The sequence below is a fragment of the Paraburkholderia sp. genome (assembly GCF_034668105.1).
Lineage (GTDB): Bacteria > Pseudomonadota > Gammaproteobacteria > Burkholderiales > Burkholderiaceae > Paraburkholderia.
In genome coordinates, this window is sequence record NZ_JAXDPY010000199.1 from 1 (window position 1) to 17,149 (window position 17,149).

The following is a 17,149-nucleotide window of genomic DNA, read 5'->3' on the forward strand; positions in this document are numbered from 1 at the left end:
CGGACGCTGCCTGCGCACCCGATGCTTCCGGAGCCGCAGCACCCGACGCCGCTTCCGCGCCGCTCGCCGCCGCGCCTGCGTCGGCCAGATGGTTGCCGCCTTCCGGCAGCTTGCCGTTACGCGCAGCCAGCACTTGCGTCGGCTGGAGAATGTCGCCGGTGTGATTGCCCCACGAGTTACGTTCGTACGTGATGACCGAAGCGATTTCGACGTCGTTCAGCGTAGGCGCCCACGAAGGCATTGCGTTCTTGCCCTTCAGCACGATACTCACGTGCTCCGCGATCGGACCATTGGCGATCTTGCTGCCGTCGAGCGCCGGGAATGCGCCCGCGCCTTTACCGGTCGGCTGGTGGCAGACCGCGCAGTTCGACGCGTACACCTTGCCGCCGCGCTCCATCAACTCGGCCATCGTGTAGGTCTTGTTTGGATCGTCCTGGCCCGCGGCCATTTTCTTCTTCTCCGTATCGACCCATTTCGCGTAGTCGTCTGCCGACAGCACTTCGACCACCACCGGCATGAACGCGTGTTCCTTGCCGCACAGTTCGGTACAGAAGCCGCGGAACGTGCCGATCTTGTCAGCCTTGAACCACGTGTCGCGCACGAAACCCGGAATCGCGTCCTGCTTCACGCCGAAAGCCGGCACGTACCAGGAGTGAACCACGTCGTTCGCGGTGGTGATGATGCGGATTTTCTTGTCGACAGGGACGACCAGCGGATTGTCGACTTCCTGCAGATACGTGGTGGAAATCGGCTGACGGCCATCGGTTTCCGCACGCGGCGTGGCCAGCGTGGACAGGAAGTTGATGCCTTCGCCCGGACCCTTTACGTAGTCGTAGCCCCACTTCCACTGGTAGCCCGTGACCTTGATGGTGAGGTCGGCGTTCGTGGTGTCCTTCATCGCGACGACGGTCTTGGTGGCGGGGAGCGCCATCAGCACCACGATAACGAACGGCACGATCGTCCAGATGATTTCGACCGTGGTGCTTTCGTGGAAATTCGAAGCCTTGTGACCTTTCGATTTGCGGTGCGCAAAGATCGAATAGAACATCACACCGAACACGCCGACGAAGATCACCAGGCAAAGAACCAGCATGAACATGTGGAGGCTGAAAAGCTCCTCAGCGATTTTTGTCGCAGGCGGCTGGAGATTGATCTCGTTGACGGCAGGGCCGCCCGGAACATCGCCCACTGCCAGGGCCGCGCCGGCGAAAAGCAGTCCGCTCATCGCCAGCACGCCCATGAGGGCTCGCTTGATTGTTTTCATAGCTTCCTTACCCAAAATTTCCATTCAAACCCTCGACCCCGCTGGCAGGCTGTCTCGCGCCCCCCGTGAACGCCGCGCGTCTCAACCCGTCTAACACCGGGTGAGCCACATACGCAGTTCGCCTGCGAACTGCGCGCGCCGATACTGCGCGAGATGTTGCCCGATCATGATCGTCTGGCCACGCGAGACCAGTTTGATCTGGTCACGCGGCGTTGCGCCCGGTTCGATCCGCACCCAGCGCGGATTGAATTCGAACTGCGTGAGCTGCTCCGCGCTGACCTGCTCGATCACGAGCCGGTTCTGGAACAACCGGACGCGCTCGTAATCGACAGCATGACGCGCATATATGGCAAACGCGATGCCCACCGCCAGCAATTCGATACCCGTGAACGGCAACACCAGCCACGCGCCGACCAGTACCAGCATGAAAGCAATTGCCAACGAGAAAAACGCAAGCGATACGTAGAAACAGACAAACTGCCGCGGTGAAATCGAACAGTTGCGTTTCATCGTCCAGTCTTTGAGAACTGGTTCTGAATCCGCCAGCAGATCTGATGCTGCCATCGCTGTCTCCTGCCGACCGTCTCCAATTGCCGCCTGCGGCCATTATTCGCGACCGCTGAAACGGCCCCTCAATCGCCGCTGCGTCACTTCATCTTGCAGCCCTGTGCCTCGGGCCTGCCGCCCCAAATGTGGGAACTCCGGGCGACAAACTGACGCATTATAGGCGCGATCCATAGCATCCACAAGCAAGCCTCAATCGGCCCACAAGCCAGGTGCGACAAGCCTCCGCGCCGTTTTGACGCCACTTTCGCGCGCCTTTTGAAGCGGTAATTTCAGACATAACAGATGTCCTCTTTACCGCTTCGTTGATTCCTCACCGATTCCTCGACGAGCCTCGTCCGATATCCTCGAGCCGCACGATCCCATGACCTTCGGCCGTGGTGCGCGGCACGGCTTTCCACGCGTGGCCGTAGATCACTTCAAAGGTCAGCGCGATCGTGCCGTCGGCGCGCCGGCGGGCTTCGAGCGCGGCCAGTAAAGCCTTGTGCAGTCTGCGTGCGACCGCATTCGAGGTGGCCTCGCGCTCGAACGGATAAGCGCCCCACCGGCGCACGTCCGCGAGCAGCGACTCGGGCGACTTATAGGTAATAGTGAGGGTTTCCTGGTCCATCACGGGAATCTCGAATCCGCTCTCGACGAGCATATCCCCCAGGTCATGCATGTCGACAAAGTCGATTACATGCTTGCGCGAAGGGACGCCGTGCGCCGCCTCCACTTCGGCGTAGGCGCCGCGCAATTCCTTCAGCGAATCGGGACCTAGCGTGCTGAACATCAGCAGGCCGTTCACTTTCAGCACGCGTTGCCATTCAGGAAACACGAGATCGGGCCGCGAGTGCCAATGCAGGGCGAGATTGGACCAGATGAATTCAAAAGCGCCGGCCGCGAACGGAAGCGCCGAGAAATCGGCCTGAGCGAAACGCGGACCGCGGGCGCCGAGCGCCTTGCCGAGCGTGGCGGGCAGAAAGCGCCGCCAGCTGGTGTCGCCGGAATCGTGACGTAGCGCGCGGCTGAGCATTCCGTGCGAGAGGTCGGTGCCGAACACCGGCGCCTCGGGAAAGCGTTCACGCAATGCAGGGATGTCTTCGCCCGCGCCGCAACCGGCGTCGAGCACGCTTGCCGGCGTGACCTTGATGTAGTCGAGGCGCTCGCGCATGCGCTGCGCGATCTCGCGCGGCAGGAACGCAACGGTGTCGAAAGTCGCCGCGCGACGGTCGAAAATCTGCCTGAGGCGCCGGGAATCATAGGCCGGACGGCCAGATTGAGACGAAGTTGGGGGCATGGGTGTCGTGCTGGCGTGGAGCACGAAGTATACTCGCTCGCTTCCTTCCCTTCAGCGTGAAAGGTCTTCGCGGGCGGTCCGATCATGCCATTGCGCAAAAATTCCTCGTCTCCCGGCCGCACGACGGCACGACTTGTGCATTTCGGTCTTGCGCGCTCGGCACGCGGCTTCCGGTCAGCGTGGCCGCATGTTCTGCAGGCCGCGCTGCCGAACCTGTGCGCGCTATGCGGCAATTTGTCGCATAGCATCCTGTGCACGGGTTGTGATGGCGCGTATTGGAATGAAGGCCGGTTGCGTTGCACGGTGTGCGCGGTTCCTCTGCCCGGAACCCGCTGGGCGAGTCAGGTGCAATATCGCTGCGCGGATTGCATCGGCGAGCCGCCGCCGTTCGAGGCGACCTTTGCCCTCGCCGACTACCGCCGGCCGCTCGACGCGCTGGCGCTCGGCCTGAAATTCCGCGCCCGGCTGATGCTGGCGCGCGAATTTGCGCAACGCCTTGCGCGTCTTGCACAGGATTCGTGGGTGAATGCATGCGACCAACCCGACGTGCTCGCGCCCGTGCCGTTGGCCAATAAACGTCTTATCGAGCGCGGCTACAACCAGGCGTGGCAAATTGCCAGGCCGTTGGCCCGCGCGTTGAATGTGCGCAGCGACGCCACCTTGCTGCAGCGTGCGATCCACACCGCGCCGCAATCGCGGCTCGACCTGGACGCGCGCCGCCTGAACGTGGGCTGCGCATTCCGGGTCGTGAAACCGGTGCAAGGACTGCACGTCGGCATCGTCGACGATGTGATGACGACCGGTGCGACGCTCGAAGCGCTGGCGCGCACACTCAAAGCTGCCGGTGCGCGGCGCGTCACTAACTTTGTCGCGCTGCGCACGCCGAAAAACTAGTCTCCACCCGAAGCTCACCAGAAGCCATCATGTTCAATGTCGTTCTCGTCGAACCCGAAATCCCGCCGAACACCGGCAATGTCATCCGGCTGTGCGCCAACACTGGCGCGCGGCTGCATCTGATCGAGCCGCTCGGCTTTCCGCTCGACGACGCCAAGCTGCGCCGCGCCGGTCTCGACTATCACGAGTATGCGCAGATGAACGTGCATGCCGATTGGGCAGCATTCGTCGCCAGCGAAGCGCCCGATCCAGCGCGCATGTTCGCCTTCACCACCCGCGGTTCGGGCCGGTTTCACGAGCATGCGTTTCAATCCGGCGACTGGTTCGTGTTCGGCGCCGAAACACGCGGCCTGCCCGACACGGTGCTCGATCAATTCGCCAGTGAACAACGCGTGCGTCTGCCGATGCGGCCGGGCAACCGTAGCCTGAATCTCTCCAATACCGTGGCCGTAGTTGTGTTCGAAGCGTGGCGTCAGACCGGCTTCGACGGCGGCGCCTGACGCTGGTTCAGTTCGGCTTCGTAGCGCGCGAGCATTGCGTCGTCGAAACAGGCGAACACTACGCGCTCGATCTTCGGCGTGCGCGGCAAAGTTTCGAACACCGTGCCCACGGCGATCTGCACAGCTTCGTTGGCAGGAAAATGGTAGATGCCGCAACTAATCGCGGGAAACGCAATGCTCGTGCAATGCGCTTGATGCGCGACCTCGAGCGAGCGCTGATAGCAGGACGCAAGCAGGTCCTCCTCGCCGCGCGCACCCCCCTGCCAGACCGGGCCGACCGCATGGATCACATGTTTGGCCGGCAACTGGTAGCCGCGGGTGATTTTCGCGTCGCCCGTCGCGCAGCCGCCGAGCGTCTCACACTCGCGCAGCAGCTCCCTGCCGGCCGCGCGGTGAATCGCGCCATCCACGCCGCCCCCGCCTAGCAGCGAAGTATTCGCGGCGTTGACGATCGCATCCACGGCGAGTGTCGTGATGTCGACCACGCGCGCTTCTAGCGTGCAGTTGTTGAAACTGAGCATGGGAAACCTCGATGATCTGACGCGTCGATAGAATGTGGACAGCGACAGCGGGCAGCCGTTCAGCGTTTTTTCGCGCTAAACGGCTGAGAGACAAGACTTATTCAGCTTTCGAATCGCGCCGTAGCAAGGCGCTGACGGCGTCGCGCGGCGCCACACCGTCGAACAGCACGGCACAGACCGCCTGCGTGATCGGCATTTCAATCGCATGGGCACGTGCAATCGCCAGTACGGCTTGCGCACAGCGCACGCCTTCGGCCACGTGACCGAGACCGCCGAGAATATCGTCGAGCGTACGGCCTGCCGCGAGCTGCACGCCAACCGTGCGATTGCGTGATAGATCGCCCGTGGCGGTCAGAATCAGATCGCCAAGGCCGGTCAAACCGGTGAACGTCTCCGCCCGTCCGCCGAGCGTCACGCCAAGGCGCGACATTTCAGCCAGACCGCGCGTGATCAGCGCCGCGCGCGCGTTGAGCCCGAGGCCGAGACCGTCGGCGATACCGGTGGCAATCGCCAGCACATTCTTCACCGCGCCGCCCACTTCCACGCCGACGATGTCGTCGCCGGTATAGATGCGCATGGCGCCATGATGGAACGCGGCAACCGTGCGCTCACGGCACGTCGACGAGGTACTCGCGATCGTCAACGCAACCGGCAAGCCCTGCCCCACTTCGCGCGCGAAGCTTGGGCCCGACAGCACGCCGTTGCTGCCATGCCCCGGCAATTCAGCCGCGACCACCTGATGCGGCAACAACTGCGAGTCGGCTTCAAAACCCTTGCACAACCACACCACATGCGCCGGCACTTTGCCCGCGTCGCGCATGGCCCGGAACAAACCCCGCAGACCGGCGACGGGCGTTGCCACGACACATAACGCGTCGTCGGCGAGCCCGTGCTCGAGCGCGGCATTCAGATCGGCTTCGTAGTGAAGCGCCTCAGGCAAAGCAACGCCCGCCAGATAGCGGGCGTTTTCATGCGAAGCGGACAGATCGGCGATGAGCGCGGGTTCGCGCGCCCACAGCACCGTGTCGTGCCGCGCGGCCAGATGGCCGGCGAGGGCTGTGCCCCATGCACCGGCGCCGAGGACGGCAACCTTCATAGCCGGCACCGAACGGACGCGTTAATGCGTGACGCCGTTTTGCGCGGCGCCTTCCTGGCCGCCGCCCATTTGCGCGAGACGTTGCTCGTACAGCGCCTGGAAGTTGATCTCGGCGAGGTGGATCGGCGGGAAGCCTGCGCGGGTGATCGCGTCGGCGATGTTCGAGCGCAGGTACGGGAACAGGATCGTCGGGCAGGCGATGCCGACCAGCGGATCGATCTGCTCAGCCGGAATGTTGCGGATATCGAAAATGCCGGCTTGCTTGGCTTCGATCAGGAACGCAACCTTGTCCGACACCTTGGCCGTCACGGTGCCCGTGACCAGGATTTCGAACACGGTGTCGGCAAGACGCTCGGCCTTCACGTCGACTTCGACTTCGACCGAGGGCATTTCCTGCTCGAGGAAGATGCCCGGCGAATTCGGCTGCTCGAGCGACATGTCCTTCAGGTAGATGCGCTGGATGTTGAAGAACGGCTGGTTATTCTCGTCGGACATGATTGAGTGATTCCCTGATAGGTATGCATAGCGGCCGCCCATGGCTTCACGGGCCGCCAGATCGTTGCGGCACACCGCCTGCCCAAACAGGGCGACGGCGCGCCGGCTTGTATGTCGTCCACCTCGCTCACGCGCCGCCTGGCGCGCGAATTCAGGCAGTTGCTTCGAGCAGAGGCATCAAACCGCCCGCGCGATCGAGCGCGGACAGGTCATCGTACCCGCCGACATGCGTCTCGCCGATGAACACCTGCGGCACCGTGCGGCGACCGGTCCGTGTCATCATTTCTTCACGACGGGCCGGGTCTTTGTCGATCAGTACCTTTTCAACGTGCTCGACGCCGCGCGACTTTAAAAGACGTTCGGCCATCTGGCAATACGGGCACACCTGGGTGCTGTACATGATCACTTTATTCACTTGGCAACTCCTTGTTTCACCACCGGCATACCGGCTTTCTGCCAGGCGTCGACACCGCCTTCGAGAACGTGGACTTCGGCATACCCTGCATCTTGCACGATACGCGCTGCCTTGTTCGACTGCTGGCCGGTCTGGCATACCAGCAGCACCGGGTTGTTCTTGTTCTTCACGAGCTGCGCGACTTTCGCCTGCAACTCCGCGAATTCAAGGTGCCGTGCCGCGGGCAGATGGCCCTTGGCAAAGTCGGCGGACGAACGCAGATCGACGACCGCCGCATTGCGCCGGTTGATCAATTGCGTGGCTTCAGCGGCCGACAGGCCACCGCGGCCGCGCCGGCTGATCGTCGGCCACAGCAGCAACCCACCGGAGATGAGGACGATTGCGATCAGTACAAGGTTTGTGTAATCAGTGAAAAACTTCACGGAAAATCCGCCGAAAAAGAGAGAAATCGAAAAGGGCAATCCACCCATTATAAAATAACCGTCTGACGCGATGGCGGCGCTCCTCTAGAGGACCCTCGCAACGCTTTACCGCTTCCTTACTACCGACCGGCAATCTCATGTACAAACTCGTTCTCATCCGCCACGGCGAATCGACGTGGAACAAGGAAAATCGCTTCACGGGCTGGGTCGACGTCGACCTGACGGAGCAGGGCAATCGTGAAGCGCAACAAGCGGGCGTGCTGCTGAAGGAATCGGGCTACACGTTCGATATCGCCTACACCTCGGTGCTCAAGCGCGCGATCCGCACCCTGTGGCACGTGCAGGACCAGATGGACCAGATGTATATCCCGGTGGTGCACTCGTGGCGCCTGAACGAACGCCACTATGGCGCGCTGTCGGGTCTGAACAAAGCGGAAACCGCCGCCAGGTTCGGCGACGAGCAGGTGCTGGTCTGGCGCCGCAGCTACGATACGCCGCCGCCGGCGCTCGAGCCGTCGGACGAACGCGCGCCGTACAACGATCCGCGCTACGCCAAGGTGCCGCGTGAACAGTTGCCGCTCACCGAGTGCCTGAAAGACACGGTTGCACGCGTTCTGCCGTTGTGGAACGAGTCGATTGCACCCGCCATCAAGTCGGGCCGCAAGATCGTGATCGCCGCGCACGGCAACTCGATCCGCGCCATGGTGAAGTACCTCGACAATATTTCGGACGACGACATCGTCGGCCTGAATATTCCGAACGGCGTACCGCTCGTCTATGAACTGGACGAAAACCTGAAGCCGCTCAAGCACTACTACCTGGGCGACCAGGACGCGATCGCGAAGGCGCAAGCCGCCGTTGCCCAGCAAGGCAAGGCGGGCTGATCTGCTGACCTGCCATCTTGCCGCCATGCTGCCGTCAGAAATGCAGCGCAATGGCGGCTAAAAAATGGGCCGCGCCAACCGGCAAGACAGACTGGTTGACGCGTCCCGCATCCCCGCCGCGAGCCTTTCTGGCCGTCATTCGACTGTTACCGCACATTACTTCACCCGCGCAGGGCCGATCCTGCGAACCAGGCCCGGTGCGTGCTGTCGAATCACGATTTCCTGCGCTGCGCCCTGACTGGGCGGGTGTGCAGTTATACTTGTCCGTCCCCATCTCTATCGACGCTGCCACGCGCTTCCGACCGCAACAGACTCTATGCGAAAGAACCTGAAAAATATCGGCCTGATTGCCGCGGGCCTTGCTACCGGCGTGTTTGCCACCCTGCAACTCTCCGCCTCGGCCCAGCAGCCCGCCAGCGCCGCCTCGAGCGCCGTCGCACCGTTGCCGCTGGACCAACTCCGGCTCTTTGCCGAAGTCTTCGGGCAAATCAAACATGAGTACGTCGAACCGGTCGACGATAAAAAGCTCCTCACCGCCGCGATCAAGGGCATGGTGTCGAGCCTCGACCCGCACTCGTCGTATCTCGACAAGACCGATTACGAAGAACTGCAGGAGCAGACCAAGGGTCGCTTCGCGGGTCTCGGCATCGAAATCTCGTCTGAAGATGGCCTGATCAAGGTGATCTCGCCGATTGACGACACGCCCGCCTCGCGCGCTGGCATCCGTCCGGGCGACCTGATCACCCGCATCAATGACAAGCCGGTGCGCGGCATGACGCTCGACCAGGCCGTCAAGCAGATGCGCGGCGATCCGGGCACCAAGGTCACGCTCACCATTTTCCGCAAGACCGACGACCGTACGTTCCCGCTCACGGTGACGCGTGCGATCATCAAGGTCCAGTCGGTCAAGATGAAGATTCTGGCGCCGGGCTACGCGTATATCCGCATCACCAGCTTCCAGGAACGCACCACGCCTGATCTGGCTGCGAGACTACAAGACATCGCGCGTCAACAGCCGAACCTGAAGGGTCTCGTGCTCGACCTGCGCAATAACGGCGGCGGTCTGCTGCAAAGCGCGGTCGGCGTGGCCGGCGCGTTCCTGCCGCCGAATTCGGTTGTGGTGTCCACCAACGGCCAGATTCCGGATTCGAAGCAGGTCTATCGCGACACCTACGATAACTACCGCCTGCAATCGTTCGACAGCGATCCGCTGAAAGACGAAGCGCCGATCTTCAAGACCGTGCCGATGATCGTGCTGACCAACGCCTACTCGGCGTCGGCGTCCGAAATCGTCGCGGGCGCGCTGCAGGATCAGCACCGTGCGCTGATCGTCGGCAAGACCACCTTCGGCAAGGGCTCGGTGCAAACCGTGCGTCCCATGACGGCCGACACCGCGCTGCGTCTGACCACGGCGTACTACTACACGCCGAGCGGCCGTTCGATCCAGAACAAGGGCATTCGTCCTGACATCGCGGTCGATCAGTACGCGGAAGGCGATCCGGACGACGCACTGGTTACCCGCGAAGTCGACTACTCGAACCACCTTGCGAACACGCAGGATCCGAACGAGAAGAAGGAAGCGGAACAGCGTGAAACGGATCGCATGGAACAGCTGCGCGTCCTTGAAGAGCAGAACGATAAGAAGACGCCGGAACAGCGTCAGAAGGATCGTGAGCGCAAGCCGGTCGAGTTCGGTTCGACCGACGACTTCATGCTGCTACAAGCCCTGAATAAGCTGGAAAGCAAGCCGGTTCAGGAATCGAAGTCGCTGAGCGAGCGCCGTCTGGCGCAGAACAAGCCGGCCACGTCGGCCTCCGCGCCGGTCGCGGTGAAGCCCACGCAACCGGTACCGGGCGCATCGGGTCCGGCTCCGGCCTCGGCGCCTGCTACGCAAAGCAACTAAGCAGCAAAACCGACGTGTCTTCGCAGCTGAACATGCTGCGAAGACACGTGGCGGTACACGCTGCCGAATGCGGTGCCGCATGTCCTACCGCAGTACGGCAATACCAGTACCCGCACCCGTACGAACACCAGTTCCCCGCGCGATTAAAATAACGAAACCGCGCACGGCAGGCCGCCGGCCCTGCATCTCATTGCGCAACACTCCGCGCACCTCGCCATGAACGACGATCAACTCCTCCGCTATTCCCGCCACATCCTCGTCGACGAAATCGGCATCGAGTCGCAGCAGCGCTTTCTCGACGCGCACGCGATCATCGTCGGCGCGGGTGGTTTAGGTTCGCCCGCGGCGATGTATCTGGCGGCGGCAGGCGTCGGCCGCTTGACGCTGGTCGATGCCGATACGGTCGATCTGACCAACCTGCAGCGGCAGATTCTGCATGTGAGCGCGTCGGTCGGGCGCAAGAAGGTGGAGTCCGGGCGCGACGCGATCGCCCAGATCAATCCTGAGGTGGTGGTGAACGCAGTCGGCGAACGCGTCGACGATGCATGGCTGGATCGCGAGGTGCCGCAGGCCACCGTCGTGCTCGATTGCACCGATAACTTCGCCACGCGCCACGCGATTAACCGCGCGTGCGTGAGACATGGTGTGCCGCTGGTGTCGGGCGCGGCGTTGCGCTTCGACGGCCAGATCAGCACCTTCGATTTCCGCGACGCGGCATCGCCCTGCTACGCGTGCGTGTTCCCGGAGGATCAGCCGTTCGAGGAAGTCGCTTGCTCGACCATGGGCGTGTTCGCGCCGACGGTCGGCATCATCGGTTCGATGCAAGCGGCTGAAGCACTGAAAATAATCGGCGAAATCGGTACGCCGCTGGTGGGCCGCCTGACCATGCTCGATTCGCTGCGCATGGAATGGAATACGATGCGCATTGCGCGCCAACCGGATTGCCCAGTATGCGGACAACGGCATCAGGTCTGAAGCCTGAATAAGACGCTTGGGCGCCGAAATGGAACACGCCGCACACAGACAGGTGCGGCGTTTTTTTCATCGGAACCCGATCCGGGCTCGCAGCTTCAAGCCAGCACGACGCGCTTGAGTGCCGCCTGGACTTCTTCCGGTTCGAACGAAGCCAGCACGTCGGCCACCGGTTTCTCGAGCGTCTTGAGATGCGAGCGCAGCACTTCCTGTTTCACCACCAGCAACTGGCTCGGATGCATCGAAAACTCGGTCAGCCCCATGCCGAGCAGCAAACGCGTCAACGCCGGATCGCCCGCCATCTCACCGCACACCGACACCGGCACACCCGCCCGCTTCGCCTCGCGCAGCGTGAAGGCAATCAGATGCAGCACGGCCGGATGCAGCGGGTCGTACAGATGCGCGACCGCGTTATCCGCGCGATCGATTGCCAGCGTGTACTGGATCAGATCGTTGGTGCCGATCGACAGGAAATCGAGCCGTTTGAGAAACAGCGGCAATGCAATCGCGGCGGCCGGAATCTCGATCATCGCGCCGACCTGGACGGTCGGATCGTAAGCAATGCCGGCATCGTCCAGTTGACGCTTGGCTTCGCGAATCAGGTCGAGCGTCTGATCGATCTCCTGCGCATGCGCGAGCATCGGAATCAGAATCTTCACTTTGCCAAACGCCGACGCGCGGAGAATGGCGCGCAGTTGCGTCAGGAACATCTGCGGCTCGGAAAGGCTCCAGCGAATCGCCCTCAGCCCCAATGCGGGGTTCGCGGCGGTTTCGTAGCCGTCGCCCCCGCCCATTGAATCGAGCGGCTTGTCGGCGCCGACGTCGATCGTGCGGATCGTGACCGGCAGGCCGTTCATCAACTCGACCGCGCGACGATAGGCGGCGAACTGCTCTTCCTCTTCCGGCAGTTGGTGCTTGTGATTCATGAACAGGAACTCGGTGCGGAACAGACCCACCCCGGTTGCGCCTGAATCGATCGCCGCGCGCGCGTCCTCCGGCAACTCGATGTTCGCGCACAGTTCGATGCGTGTGCCGCACAGCGTTTGCGTGGGCGAAAATTTCAGACGCTGAAGCTTGCGTTGCTCGAGCGCCTTTTCGCTTTGGCGGTACGAGTACTCCTCCAGCACGATCGGCGCGGGATCGACGATCACGATGCCATGATCGCCGTCCACAATGATCAGGTCGTCCTGGCGGATCAGCGCGCTCGCATGTTGCACGCCCACCGCGGCCGGAATACCCAGGCTGCGCGCGACGATCGCCGTGTGCGAAGTCCGCCCGCCCAGATCGGTGACGAAACCCTGAAACGTTTGCGTCTTGAACTGCATCATGTCGGCCGGTGCGATGTCGTGCGCGACCACGATCATCTCGTCGCAGGTACCGTGCACGCCGTCCCCTAGCGCCACCGAGGCACCGGCGAGCGCTTTCAGTACGCGCTCCACCACCTGTTCGATGTCGGCTTTGCGCTCGCGCAGGTACTCGTCTTCGATATCGTCGAAATGGCGCGACAGGCGCTCGAGTTGTTCAGTCAGCGCCCACTCGACGTTGTAGCGGCGGGTACGGATCAGGTCGATGGTTTCCTGCACGAGCATCGCGTCGTTCAGGATCATTGAATGAACATTGATGAACGCGCCCATTTCGCTGGGCGCGTCCGCGGCGAGATCGGCGCGCAACGCGTCGAGCTCGTGATGCACGTGTTGCTGCGCCGCGCGAAAGCGCTCGATCTCGCCCTCGATCTGGGCGGGTTCGATCAGATAGTGGTCTACGTCAAGTGCAGCCGGGGCGATCAGATAAGCCCGCCCGATGGCGATACCGCGTGACACGGGAATTCCATGCAGCGTGAAGGACACGCGCACCTCCTCTAGTTGTGTGATGCCGCGGCAAACCGCTGCAATGCTCTCAGACTCTCGTCGTCATTATAAATTCCGCGCCCCGTGTAGATACGTTAAGGCTGTGTGCAGCGCAGCACGAAATAACGTCGCTACCGGCAGGCAATGCGCCATGACCCACCTTGAAGTCCGGTCACTTGCGTCCTCCTTGCGTTGCCGGCTCATACGCCCTCGTGCCTCTCATGCGCCGATTGTCACGCGCTAAAAAAAATGCCGCGGACAAGCGCGGCATTTTGCTCAGACAAGGAGGGCGCGCAAATCACTGACCTTCGCCGAATTTATCGGCAATCAGTTTCAACAGTGCGTCCATTGCTTCTTTTTCGTCGCTACCTTCTGTTTCGATCAGCACCGTGCTGCCTATCCCCGCGGCCAGCATCATCACACCCATGATGCTCTTGGCATTGATACGGCGGCCATTGCGGCTCATCCAGATTTCAGCCTGGTAGTTGCCCGCGAGTTGCGTCAACTTGGCCGACGCGCGCGCGTGCAGCCCCAGCTTGTTCACAATAGTCGTTTCCTGTTGCAGCATGTGATGGTCCGAAGCGCGGGTAAGTGTTGTGGTGAAGGTGAAAAGTGAAACTGCAAACTAGTTGCAAATCGGTTGCAAACTGGCAGCAACCCGATTGCAACCGTTTAAATCTGTGCGATGCGCTTACAAGCCGGTCGAGCCGGCTTTTTGCGTCAGGTCTGCCTCGGCCGGCAACGCGGGCAAACAGTCCGCCGCAGCGGCCTCGGGCGGCAAAGCCGGCAAACAGTCGCCGGATTCCGCGCAAGGCGCAACCGGCGCCGGCGTGGCGGGCCCGATTGCATGCACGCCCTTGGTGGCCCCGGCGAGCGCTTTGTCGACCAGCGTATCCAGCGGTGTAGCGCGATAACAGACCGCGCGCACCAGCATCGGCAGATTGACGCCGCATAGCACGCGAACGTTCGGCACCGATGCGAGCCGCCCGGCGATATTCGCCGGCGTGGCACCAAACATGTCGGTGAGCACGAGCGCGCCGTTTTCTTCCTTGAGCCTCTCGATTTCGGAGTGCGCGAACGCAACCTGCTGCGCGGGATCGCAATCGGGCGATACGTCGATCACGCCGATGCGAGCCGGCAAGCCACCGTAGATGTGCGAGATGCAATCGCGCAACGCGGTGGCGAACGGAGCGTGCGCAATGATCAGAATGCCTGCCATGTCAGCCTTACTGCAAAAGAACGGCCCCGAACCATGAACCGGAACGAAGCCCGGTTCGCAAGCGCCCCCGACCGGCCGTGGGTCGTGAGGGCCGGACCACATCATCTGACGAGCGGCCCGCGACGCCGCCTGGTGCGACGGCATTGACGGAAAACTGCTCGCTTACAGTGCGCAAACCAAGTCCGCAAACCAAGTCCGCAAACCATGCCTGGAGCGTCCGGCAGACGCGATCGATTCGGCTTGGCGCGGGAGAGCGGGCATTGTAGCAGGCTCATTTTCGCGCCAAAGCCGGTGTTTCGCTCGATGCGGATTTACTACACAGTTTGGGGGCTATGGCGGCCATTCAAGGGCTTGCGTGGCCTCAAGCCGCTGCACGCTCCAAGGCGTCGATGAACATCGCGGCGACGTCGAACCCGGTCTGATCCATGATCTCGCGAAAACACGTCGGGCTCGTCACGTTCACCTCGGTGAGCCAGTCGCCGATCGCGTCCAGTCCGACCAGCAGCAGGCCACGCGCGGCGAGCACCGGCGCGAGCGTGTCGGCAATCTTGCGGTCGTGCTCGGTGAGCGGTCGCGCCACGCCCAGGCCACCCGCAGCGAGGTTGCCGCGCACTTCATTGCCCTGAGGAATCCGCGCGAGCGAAAACGGCACCGCCTCGCCCCCAATCAGGAGAATGCGCTTGTCGCCCTCCTTGATCTCGGGAATGAATTTTTGCGCCATCACCGAGCGAGCGCCGTCGTGGCTCAGCATCTCGATGATCGAGCCGAGATTCATGCCGTCGGCCTTCACCCGGAACACGCCCATGCCGCCCATGCCGTCGAGCGGCTTCAGGATCACGTCGCCGTGTTCTTCGTGGAAGGCCCGCAAACGCGTGGCGTCGCGAGTGACCAAAGTGGGTGTCACGAATTGCGCGAATTCGCCGATCGCCAGCTTTTCCGAGTGATCGCGAATCGCCTGCGGCTTGTTGAAAATGCGCGCGCCGCCGCGCTCGGCCAGTTCCAGCAGCCAGGTCGACGTCACATATTCCATGTCGAACGGCGGGTCTTTACGCATCACGACCGCGCTGAAGCTTTTCAGCGATTTCGGCGCGGCCGCTTCAGCGGCGTACCACGTGTCGCGATGCAGGTCCGTCACGTCGCCGACGATCGCAAAGCGCTGCACGTTCGCCTCGACGTCGCCGCCCGTCCACGCCAGATGCTTCGGCTCGCACGTGTAGAGCGTGTGACCGCGGCGCGCGGCTTCGGCCATCATGGCGTAGGTCGAGTCTTTGTAGATCTTGAACTGCGTAAGCGGATCTGCGATGAAAAGAATGTCCATGGGAATTCCGGTGCGCCCTTAGGGCTTGGCATTGATCGTCAATAGTGTCGCTGAAAATGGCGATGGCGGCACGCATGCCGCCATCCGCCACCTCGCGAGGCTTAAACCTGAATCGCTTCCGGATCGGTCTTTTCCAGTTCGACCGATGCGGCCAGCAAGCCGAGCCGCGCCACCACGCCATACATATAGAAGCGATTCGGCGGCGCGGCGCCGGGCTTGGCGTGCGCGTCCGGCAGCGCCGTATGCTCGAAGCCGAGCGGCACGAAGTGCATGCCGGGCGCGTTCAGATTCTGATCGCGATCGCGGCTGCCGTGCACGCGGTAAAAGCCGCCCACCACGTAACGGTCGATCATGTACACAACCGGCTCGGCGACTTCTTCGCCGATGCGCTCGAAGGTGTACACGCCTTCCTGCACGATCACGTCGTGCACTTCGAGACCGTCTTTGGTGGCGGCCATTTTCGCGCGTTCGCGCTTCGTGAGCGCAGCCACTTCCGACGCGTCGTGCACCGTCATCACGCCCATGCCGTAGGTACCCGCATCCGACTTGATGACGACATACGGTTTCTCGGAGATGCCGTACTCGCGATACTTCTTGGCGATCTTCTTGAGCACGCCGTCGATCGCATCCGTCAACGCTTCTTCGCCGGTGCGCTCCTGGAAATCGACCCCTTCGACATGCGCGAAGTACGGATTGATCATCCACGGATCGATTTCGACCATCTTCGCAAACTTCTTCGCGACGTCGTCATAACAGGAGAAATGCGTGGATTTGCGGCGCACGGCCCAGCCGGCATGCAGCGGCGGCAGCAGATACTGCTCGTGCAGGTTTTCCAGCACGGGCGGAATGCCACCGGACAAATCATTGTTCAGCAGAATCGAACACGGGTCGAAATTCTTCAGACCGAGGCGCCGATGCGAACGCTCGAGCGGTTCGAGCACGAGTTTCTGGCCGTCGGACAGCGCGATCGTGACCGGCCCGACGATGCTTTCGTCGAGCGTGCCAAACCGCACGTTCAAGCCTGCCTGACGCATGATCGCCGCCAAACGGGCAACATTCTCGAGATAAAACGCGTTACGCGTGTGGCGCTCGGGGATCACCAGCAGATTCTTGGCGTCCGGGCAGATCTTCTCGATCGATGCCATGGCGGCCTGGACGGCGAGCGGCAGCACTTCCTGCGGCAGATTGTTGAAGGCGCCGGGAAACAGATTGGTGTCGACCGGCGCGAGCTTGAAGCCCGCGTTACGCAGATCGACCGAACAATAGAACGGCGGCGTGTGCTCCTGCCATTCGAGCCGGAACCAGCGTTCGATGGCGGGGGTCGCGTCGAGGATCTTCCGCTCGAGGTCGAGCAGCGGGCCGTTTAACGCCGTAACTAGGTGCGGAACCATTGATCACTCGCAGACTGGAGAAAAAAGATTGTAGAGCAAATGCTTTGCCCATTTGGGGACGGTTTCTCCATTCGCAAGCGGACGCGAATGCATTCTCTCTATCGTGATGATAGGCGGGGAAATCTACCGTTAACAAGATAAGCCGCAAGAAAAAAGCCCGCCTTA

18 protein-coding genes are annotated in these 17,149 nt (G+C 62.1%); 5 read left to right on the forward strand and 13 right to left on the reverse strand.

Going from position 1 to position 17,149, the window contains the following annotated elements:
- The 3 genes from coxB to QOC89_RS09315 form a co-directional block, all read right to left on the reverse strand.
- A partial coding sequence (gene coxB, locus QOC89_RS09305) for a cytochrome c oxidase subunit II (RefSeq protein ID WP_323044756.1) occupies positions 1-1,288 on the reverse strand: 1,288 nt, incomplete at its 3' end.
- Positions 1,289-1,354: 66 nt separating this feature from the next.
- Positions 1,355-1,828 (reverse strand): DUF2244 domain-containing protein, encoded by a 474-nt coding sequence (locus QOC89_RS09310; protein ID WP_323044757.1) that lies wholly within the window; start codon positions 1,826-1,828, stop codon positions 1,355-1,357.
- 313 nt (positions 1,829-2,141) lie between these two features.
- Positions 2,142-3,107, reverse strand: coding sequence for a methyltransferase domain-containing protein (locus tag QOC89_RS09315; RefSeq protein WP_323044758.1), 966 nt, complete (start codon positions 3,105-3,107; stop codon positions 2,142-2,144).
- A gap of 84 nt (positions 3,108-3,191) precedes the next feature.
- Between QOC89_RS09315 and QOC89_RS09320 the strand changes: the two genes are divergently transcribed.
- Both QOC89_RS09320 and trmL read left to right on the forward strand, forming a co-directional pair.
- Positions 3,192-4,001 carry a phosphoribosyltransferase family protein gene (locus tag QOC89_RS09320; RefSeq protein ID WP_416340383.1) on the forward strand — a complete coding sequence of 270 codons (810 nt, stop codon included), beginning with the start codon at positions 3,192-3,194 and terminating at the stop codon, positions 3,999-4,001.
- A gap of 29 nt (positions 4,002-4,030) precedes the next feature.
- Positions 4,031-4,501 carry a tRNA (uridine(34)/cytosine(34)/5-carboxymethylaminomethyluridine(34)-2'-O)-methyltransferase TrmL gene (gene trmL / locus QOC89_RS09325; protein WP_323044759.1) on the forward strand — a complete coding sequence of 157 codons (471 nt, stop codon included), beginning with the start codon at positions 4,031-4,033 and terminating at the stop codon, positions 4,499-4,501.
- Here the strand turns inward: trmL and QOC89_RS09330 are convergent.
- The 5 genes from QOC89_RS09330 to QOC89_RS09350 all read right to left on the reverse strand — a co-directional run bounded on the left by QOC89_RS09330 (position 4,474) and on the right by QOC89_RS09350 (position 7,450).
- The gene (locus tag QOC89_RS09330) at positions 4,474-5,022 is read right to left on the reverse strand and encodes an O-acetyl-ADP-ribose deacetylase (RefSeq protein ID WP_323044760.1); all 549 of its coding nucleotides are present in this window, start codon (positions 5,020-5,022) and stop codon (positions 4,474-4,476) included. The two genes, trmL and QOC89_RS09330, sit on opposite strands and share 28 nt — an antisense overlap.
- A gap of 97 nt (positions 5,023-5,119) precedes the next feature.
- Positions 5,120-6,118: an NAD(P)H-dependent glycerol-3-phosphate dehydrogenase gene (locus QOC89_RS09335; RefSeq protein ID WP_323044761.1), complete on the reverse strand. Its 999-nt coding sequence runs from the start codon at positions 6,116-6,118 to the stop codon at positions 5,120-5,122.
- Between the two features lie 21 nt (positions 6,119-6,139).
- Positions 6,140-6,613, reverse strand: coding sequence for a protein-export chaperone SecB (secB, locus tag QOC89_RS09340; protein WP_323044762.1), 474 nt, complete (start codon positions 6,611-6,613; stop codon positions 6,140-6,142).
- 151 nt (positions 6,614-6,764) lie between these two features.
- A complete protein-coding gene (grxC, locus tag QOC89_RS09345) occupies positions 6,765-7,028 on the reverse strand; it encodes a glutaredoxin 3 (protein WP_007179466.1) in 264 nt (87 codons plus the stop codon).
- The gene (locus QOC89_RS09350; RefSeq protein WP_179735820.1) at positions 7,025-7,450 is read right to left on the reverse strand and encodes a rhodanese-like domain-containing protein; all 426 of its coding nucleotides are present in this window, start codon (positions 7,448-7,450) and stop codon (positions 7,025-7,027) included. The genes grxC and QOC89_RS09350 overlap by 4 nt, the downstream gene beginning before the upstream one ends.
- A 137-nt stretch (positions 7,451-7,587) precedes the next feature.
- On the opposite strand from QOC89_RS09350, the gene gpmA reads away from it, so the two are divergent.
- The 3 genes from gpmA (at position 7,588) to QOC89_RS09365 (ending at position 11,212) form a co-directional block, all read left to right on the forward strand.
- Entirely contained in the window at positions 7,588-8,334 is a 747-nt protein-coding gene (gpmA, locus tag QOC89_RS09355; RefSeq protein WP_323044763.1) for a 2,3-diphosphoglycerate-dependent phosphoglycerate mutase, read from the forward strand.
- Positions 8,335-8,650: 316 nt separating this feature from the next.
- Positions 8,651-10,237, forward strand: a complete 1,587-nt coding sequence (locus tag QOC89_RS09360) for a S41 family peptidase (protein ID WP_323044764.1) — start codon at positions 8,651-8,653, stop codon at positions 10,235-10,237.
- A gap of 216 nt (positions 10,238-10,453) precedes the next feature.
- On the forward strand, positions 10,454-11,212 hold the full coding sequence (locus QOC89_RS09365; protein ID WP_323044765.1) for a molybdopterin-synthase adenylyltransferase MoeB: 759 nt from the start codon (positions 10,454-10,456) through the stop codon (positions 11,210-11,212).
- Between the two features lie 95 nt (positions 11,213-11,307).
- On the opposite strand, the gene ptsP is transcribed toward QOC89_RS09365, so the two are convergent.
- The 5 genes from ptsP to gshA all read right to left on the reverse strand — a co-directional run bounded on the left by ptsP (position 11,308) and on the right by gshA (position 16,984).
- The gene (gene ptsP / locus QOC89_RS09370) at positions 11,308-13,056 is read right to left on the reverse strand and encodes a phosphoenolpyruvate--protein phosphotransferase (RefSeq protein ID WP_323044766.1); all 1,749 of its coding nucleotides are present in this window, start codon (positions 13,054-13,056) and stop codon (positions 11,308-11,310) included.
- Between the two features lie 298 nt (positions 13,057-13,354).
- The gene (locus tag QOC89_RS09375; protein ID WP_012431596.1) at positions 13,355-13,624 is read right to left on the reverse strand and encodes an HPr family phosphocarrier protein; all 270 of its coding nucleotides are present in this window, start codon (positions 13,622-13,624) and stop codon (positions 13,355-13,357) included.
- 123 nt (positions 13,625-13,747) lie between these two features.
- Positions 13,748-14,275, reverse strand: a complete 528-nt coding sequence (locus tag QOC89_RS09380) for a PTS sugar transporter subunit IIA (RefSeq protein ID WP_323044767.1) — start codon at positions 14,273-14,275, stop codon at positions 13,748-13,750.
- A 361-nt stretch (positions 14,276-14,636) separates the two neighbouring features.
- Positions 14,637-15,593, reverse strand: a complete 957-nt coding sequence (gshB, locus tag QOC89_RS09385) for a glutathione synthase (protein ID WP_323044768.1) — start codon at positions 15,591-15,593, stop codon at positions 14,637-14,639.
- Positions 15,594-15,694: 101 nt separating this feature from the next.
- Positions 15,695-16,984 carry a glutamate--cysteine ligase gene (gshA, locus tag QOC89_RS09390; RefSeq protein WP_323044769.1) on the reverse strand — a complete coding sequence of 430 codons (1,290 nt, stop codon included), beginning with the start codon at positions 16,982-16,984 and terminating at the stop codon, positions 15,695-15,697.
- Positions 16,985-17,149 lie beyond the last annotated feature (165 nt).

Bases quoted from the DNA above. Each gene is read 5' to 3' on its own strand.
- QOC89_RS09310 (WP_323044757.1), bottom strand. From the start codon at position 1,828: ATGGCAGCATCAGATCTGCTGGCGGATTCAGAACCAGTTCTCAAAGAC.
- QOC89_RS09315 (WP_323044758.1), bottom strand. From the start codon at position 3,107: ATGCCCCCAACTTCGTCTCAATCTGGCCGTCCGGCCTATGATTCCCGG.
- QOC89_RS09320 (WP_416340383.1), top strand. From the start codon at position 3,192: ATGCCATTGCGCAAAAATTCCTCGTCTCCCGGCCGCACGACGGCACGA.
- trmL (WP_323044759.1), top strand. From the start codon at position 4,031: ATGTTCAATGTCGTTCTCGTCGAACCCGAAATCCCGCCGAACACCGGC.
- QOC89_RS09330 (WP_323044760.1), bottom strand. From the start codon at position 5,022: ATGCTCAGTTTCAACAACTGCACGCTAGAAGCGCGCGTGGTCGACATC.
- QOC89_RS09335 (WP_323044761.1), bottom strand. From the start codon at position 6,118: ATGAAGGTTGCCGTCCTCGGCGCCGGTGCATGGGGCACAGCCCTCGCC.
- secB (WP_323044762.1), bottom strand. From the start codon at position 6,613: ATGTCCGACGAGAATAACCAGCCGTTCTTCAACATCCAGCGCATCTAC.
- gpmA (WP_323044763.1), top strand. From the start codon at position 7,588: ATGTACAAACTCGTTCTCATCCGCCACGGCGAATCGACGTGGAACAAG.
- QOC89_RS09360 (WP_323044764.1), top strand. From the start codon at position 8,651: ATGCGAAAGAACCTGAAAAATATCGGCCTGATTGCCGCGGGCCTTGCT.
- QOC89_RS09365 (WP_323044765.1), top strand. From the start codon at position 10,454: ATGAACGACGATCAACTCCTCCGCTATTCCCGCCACATCCTCGTCGAC.
- QOC89_RS09375 (WP_012431596.1), bottom strand. From the start codon at position 13,624: ATGCTGCAACAGGAAACGACTATTGTGAACAAGCTGGGGCTGCACGCG.
- QOC89_RS09380 (WP_323044767.1), bottom strand. From the start codon at position 14,275: ATGGCAGGCATTCTGATCATTGCGCACGCTCCGTTCGCCACCGCGTTG.
- gshB (WP_323044768.1), bottom strand. From the start codon at position 15,593: ATGGACATTCTTTTCATCGCAGATCCGCTTACGCAGTTCAAGATCTAC.
- gshA (WP_323044769.1), bottom strand. From the start codon at position 16,984: ATGGTTCCGCACCTAGTTACGGCGTTAAACGGCCCGCTGCTCGACCTC.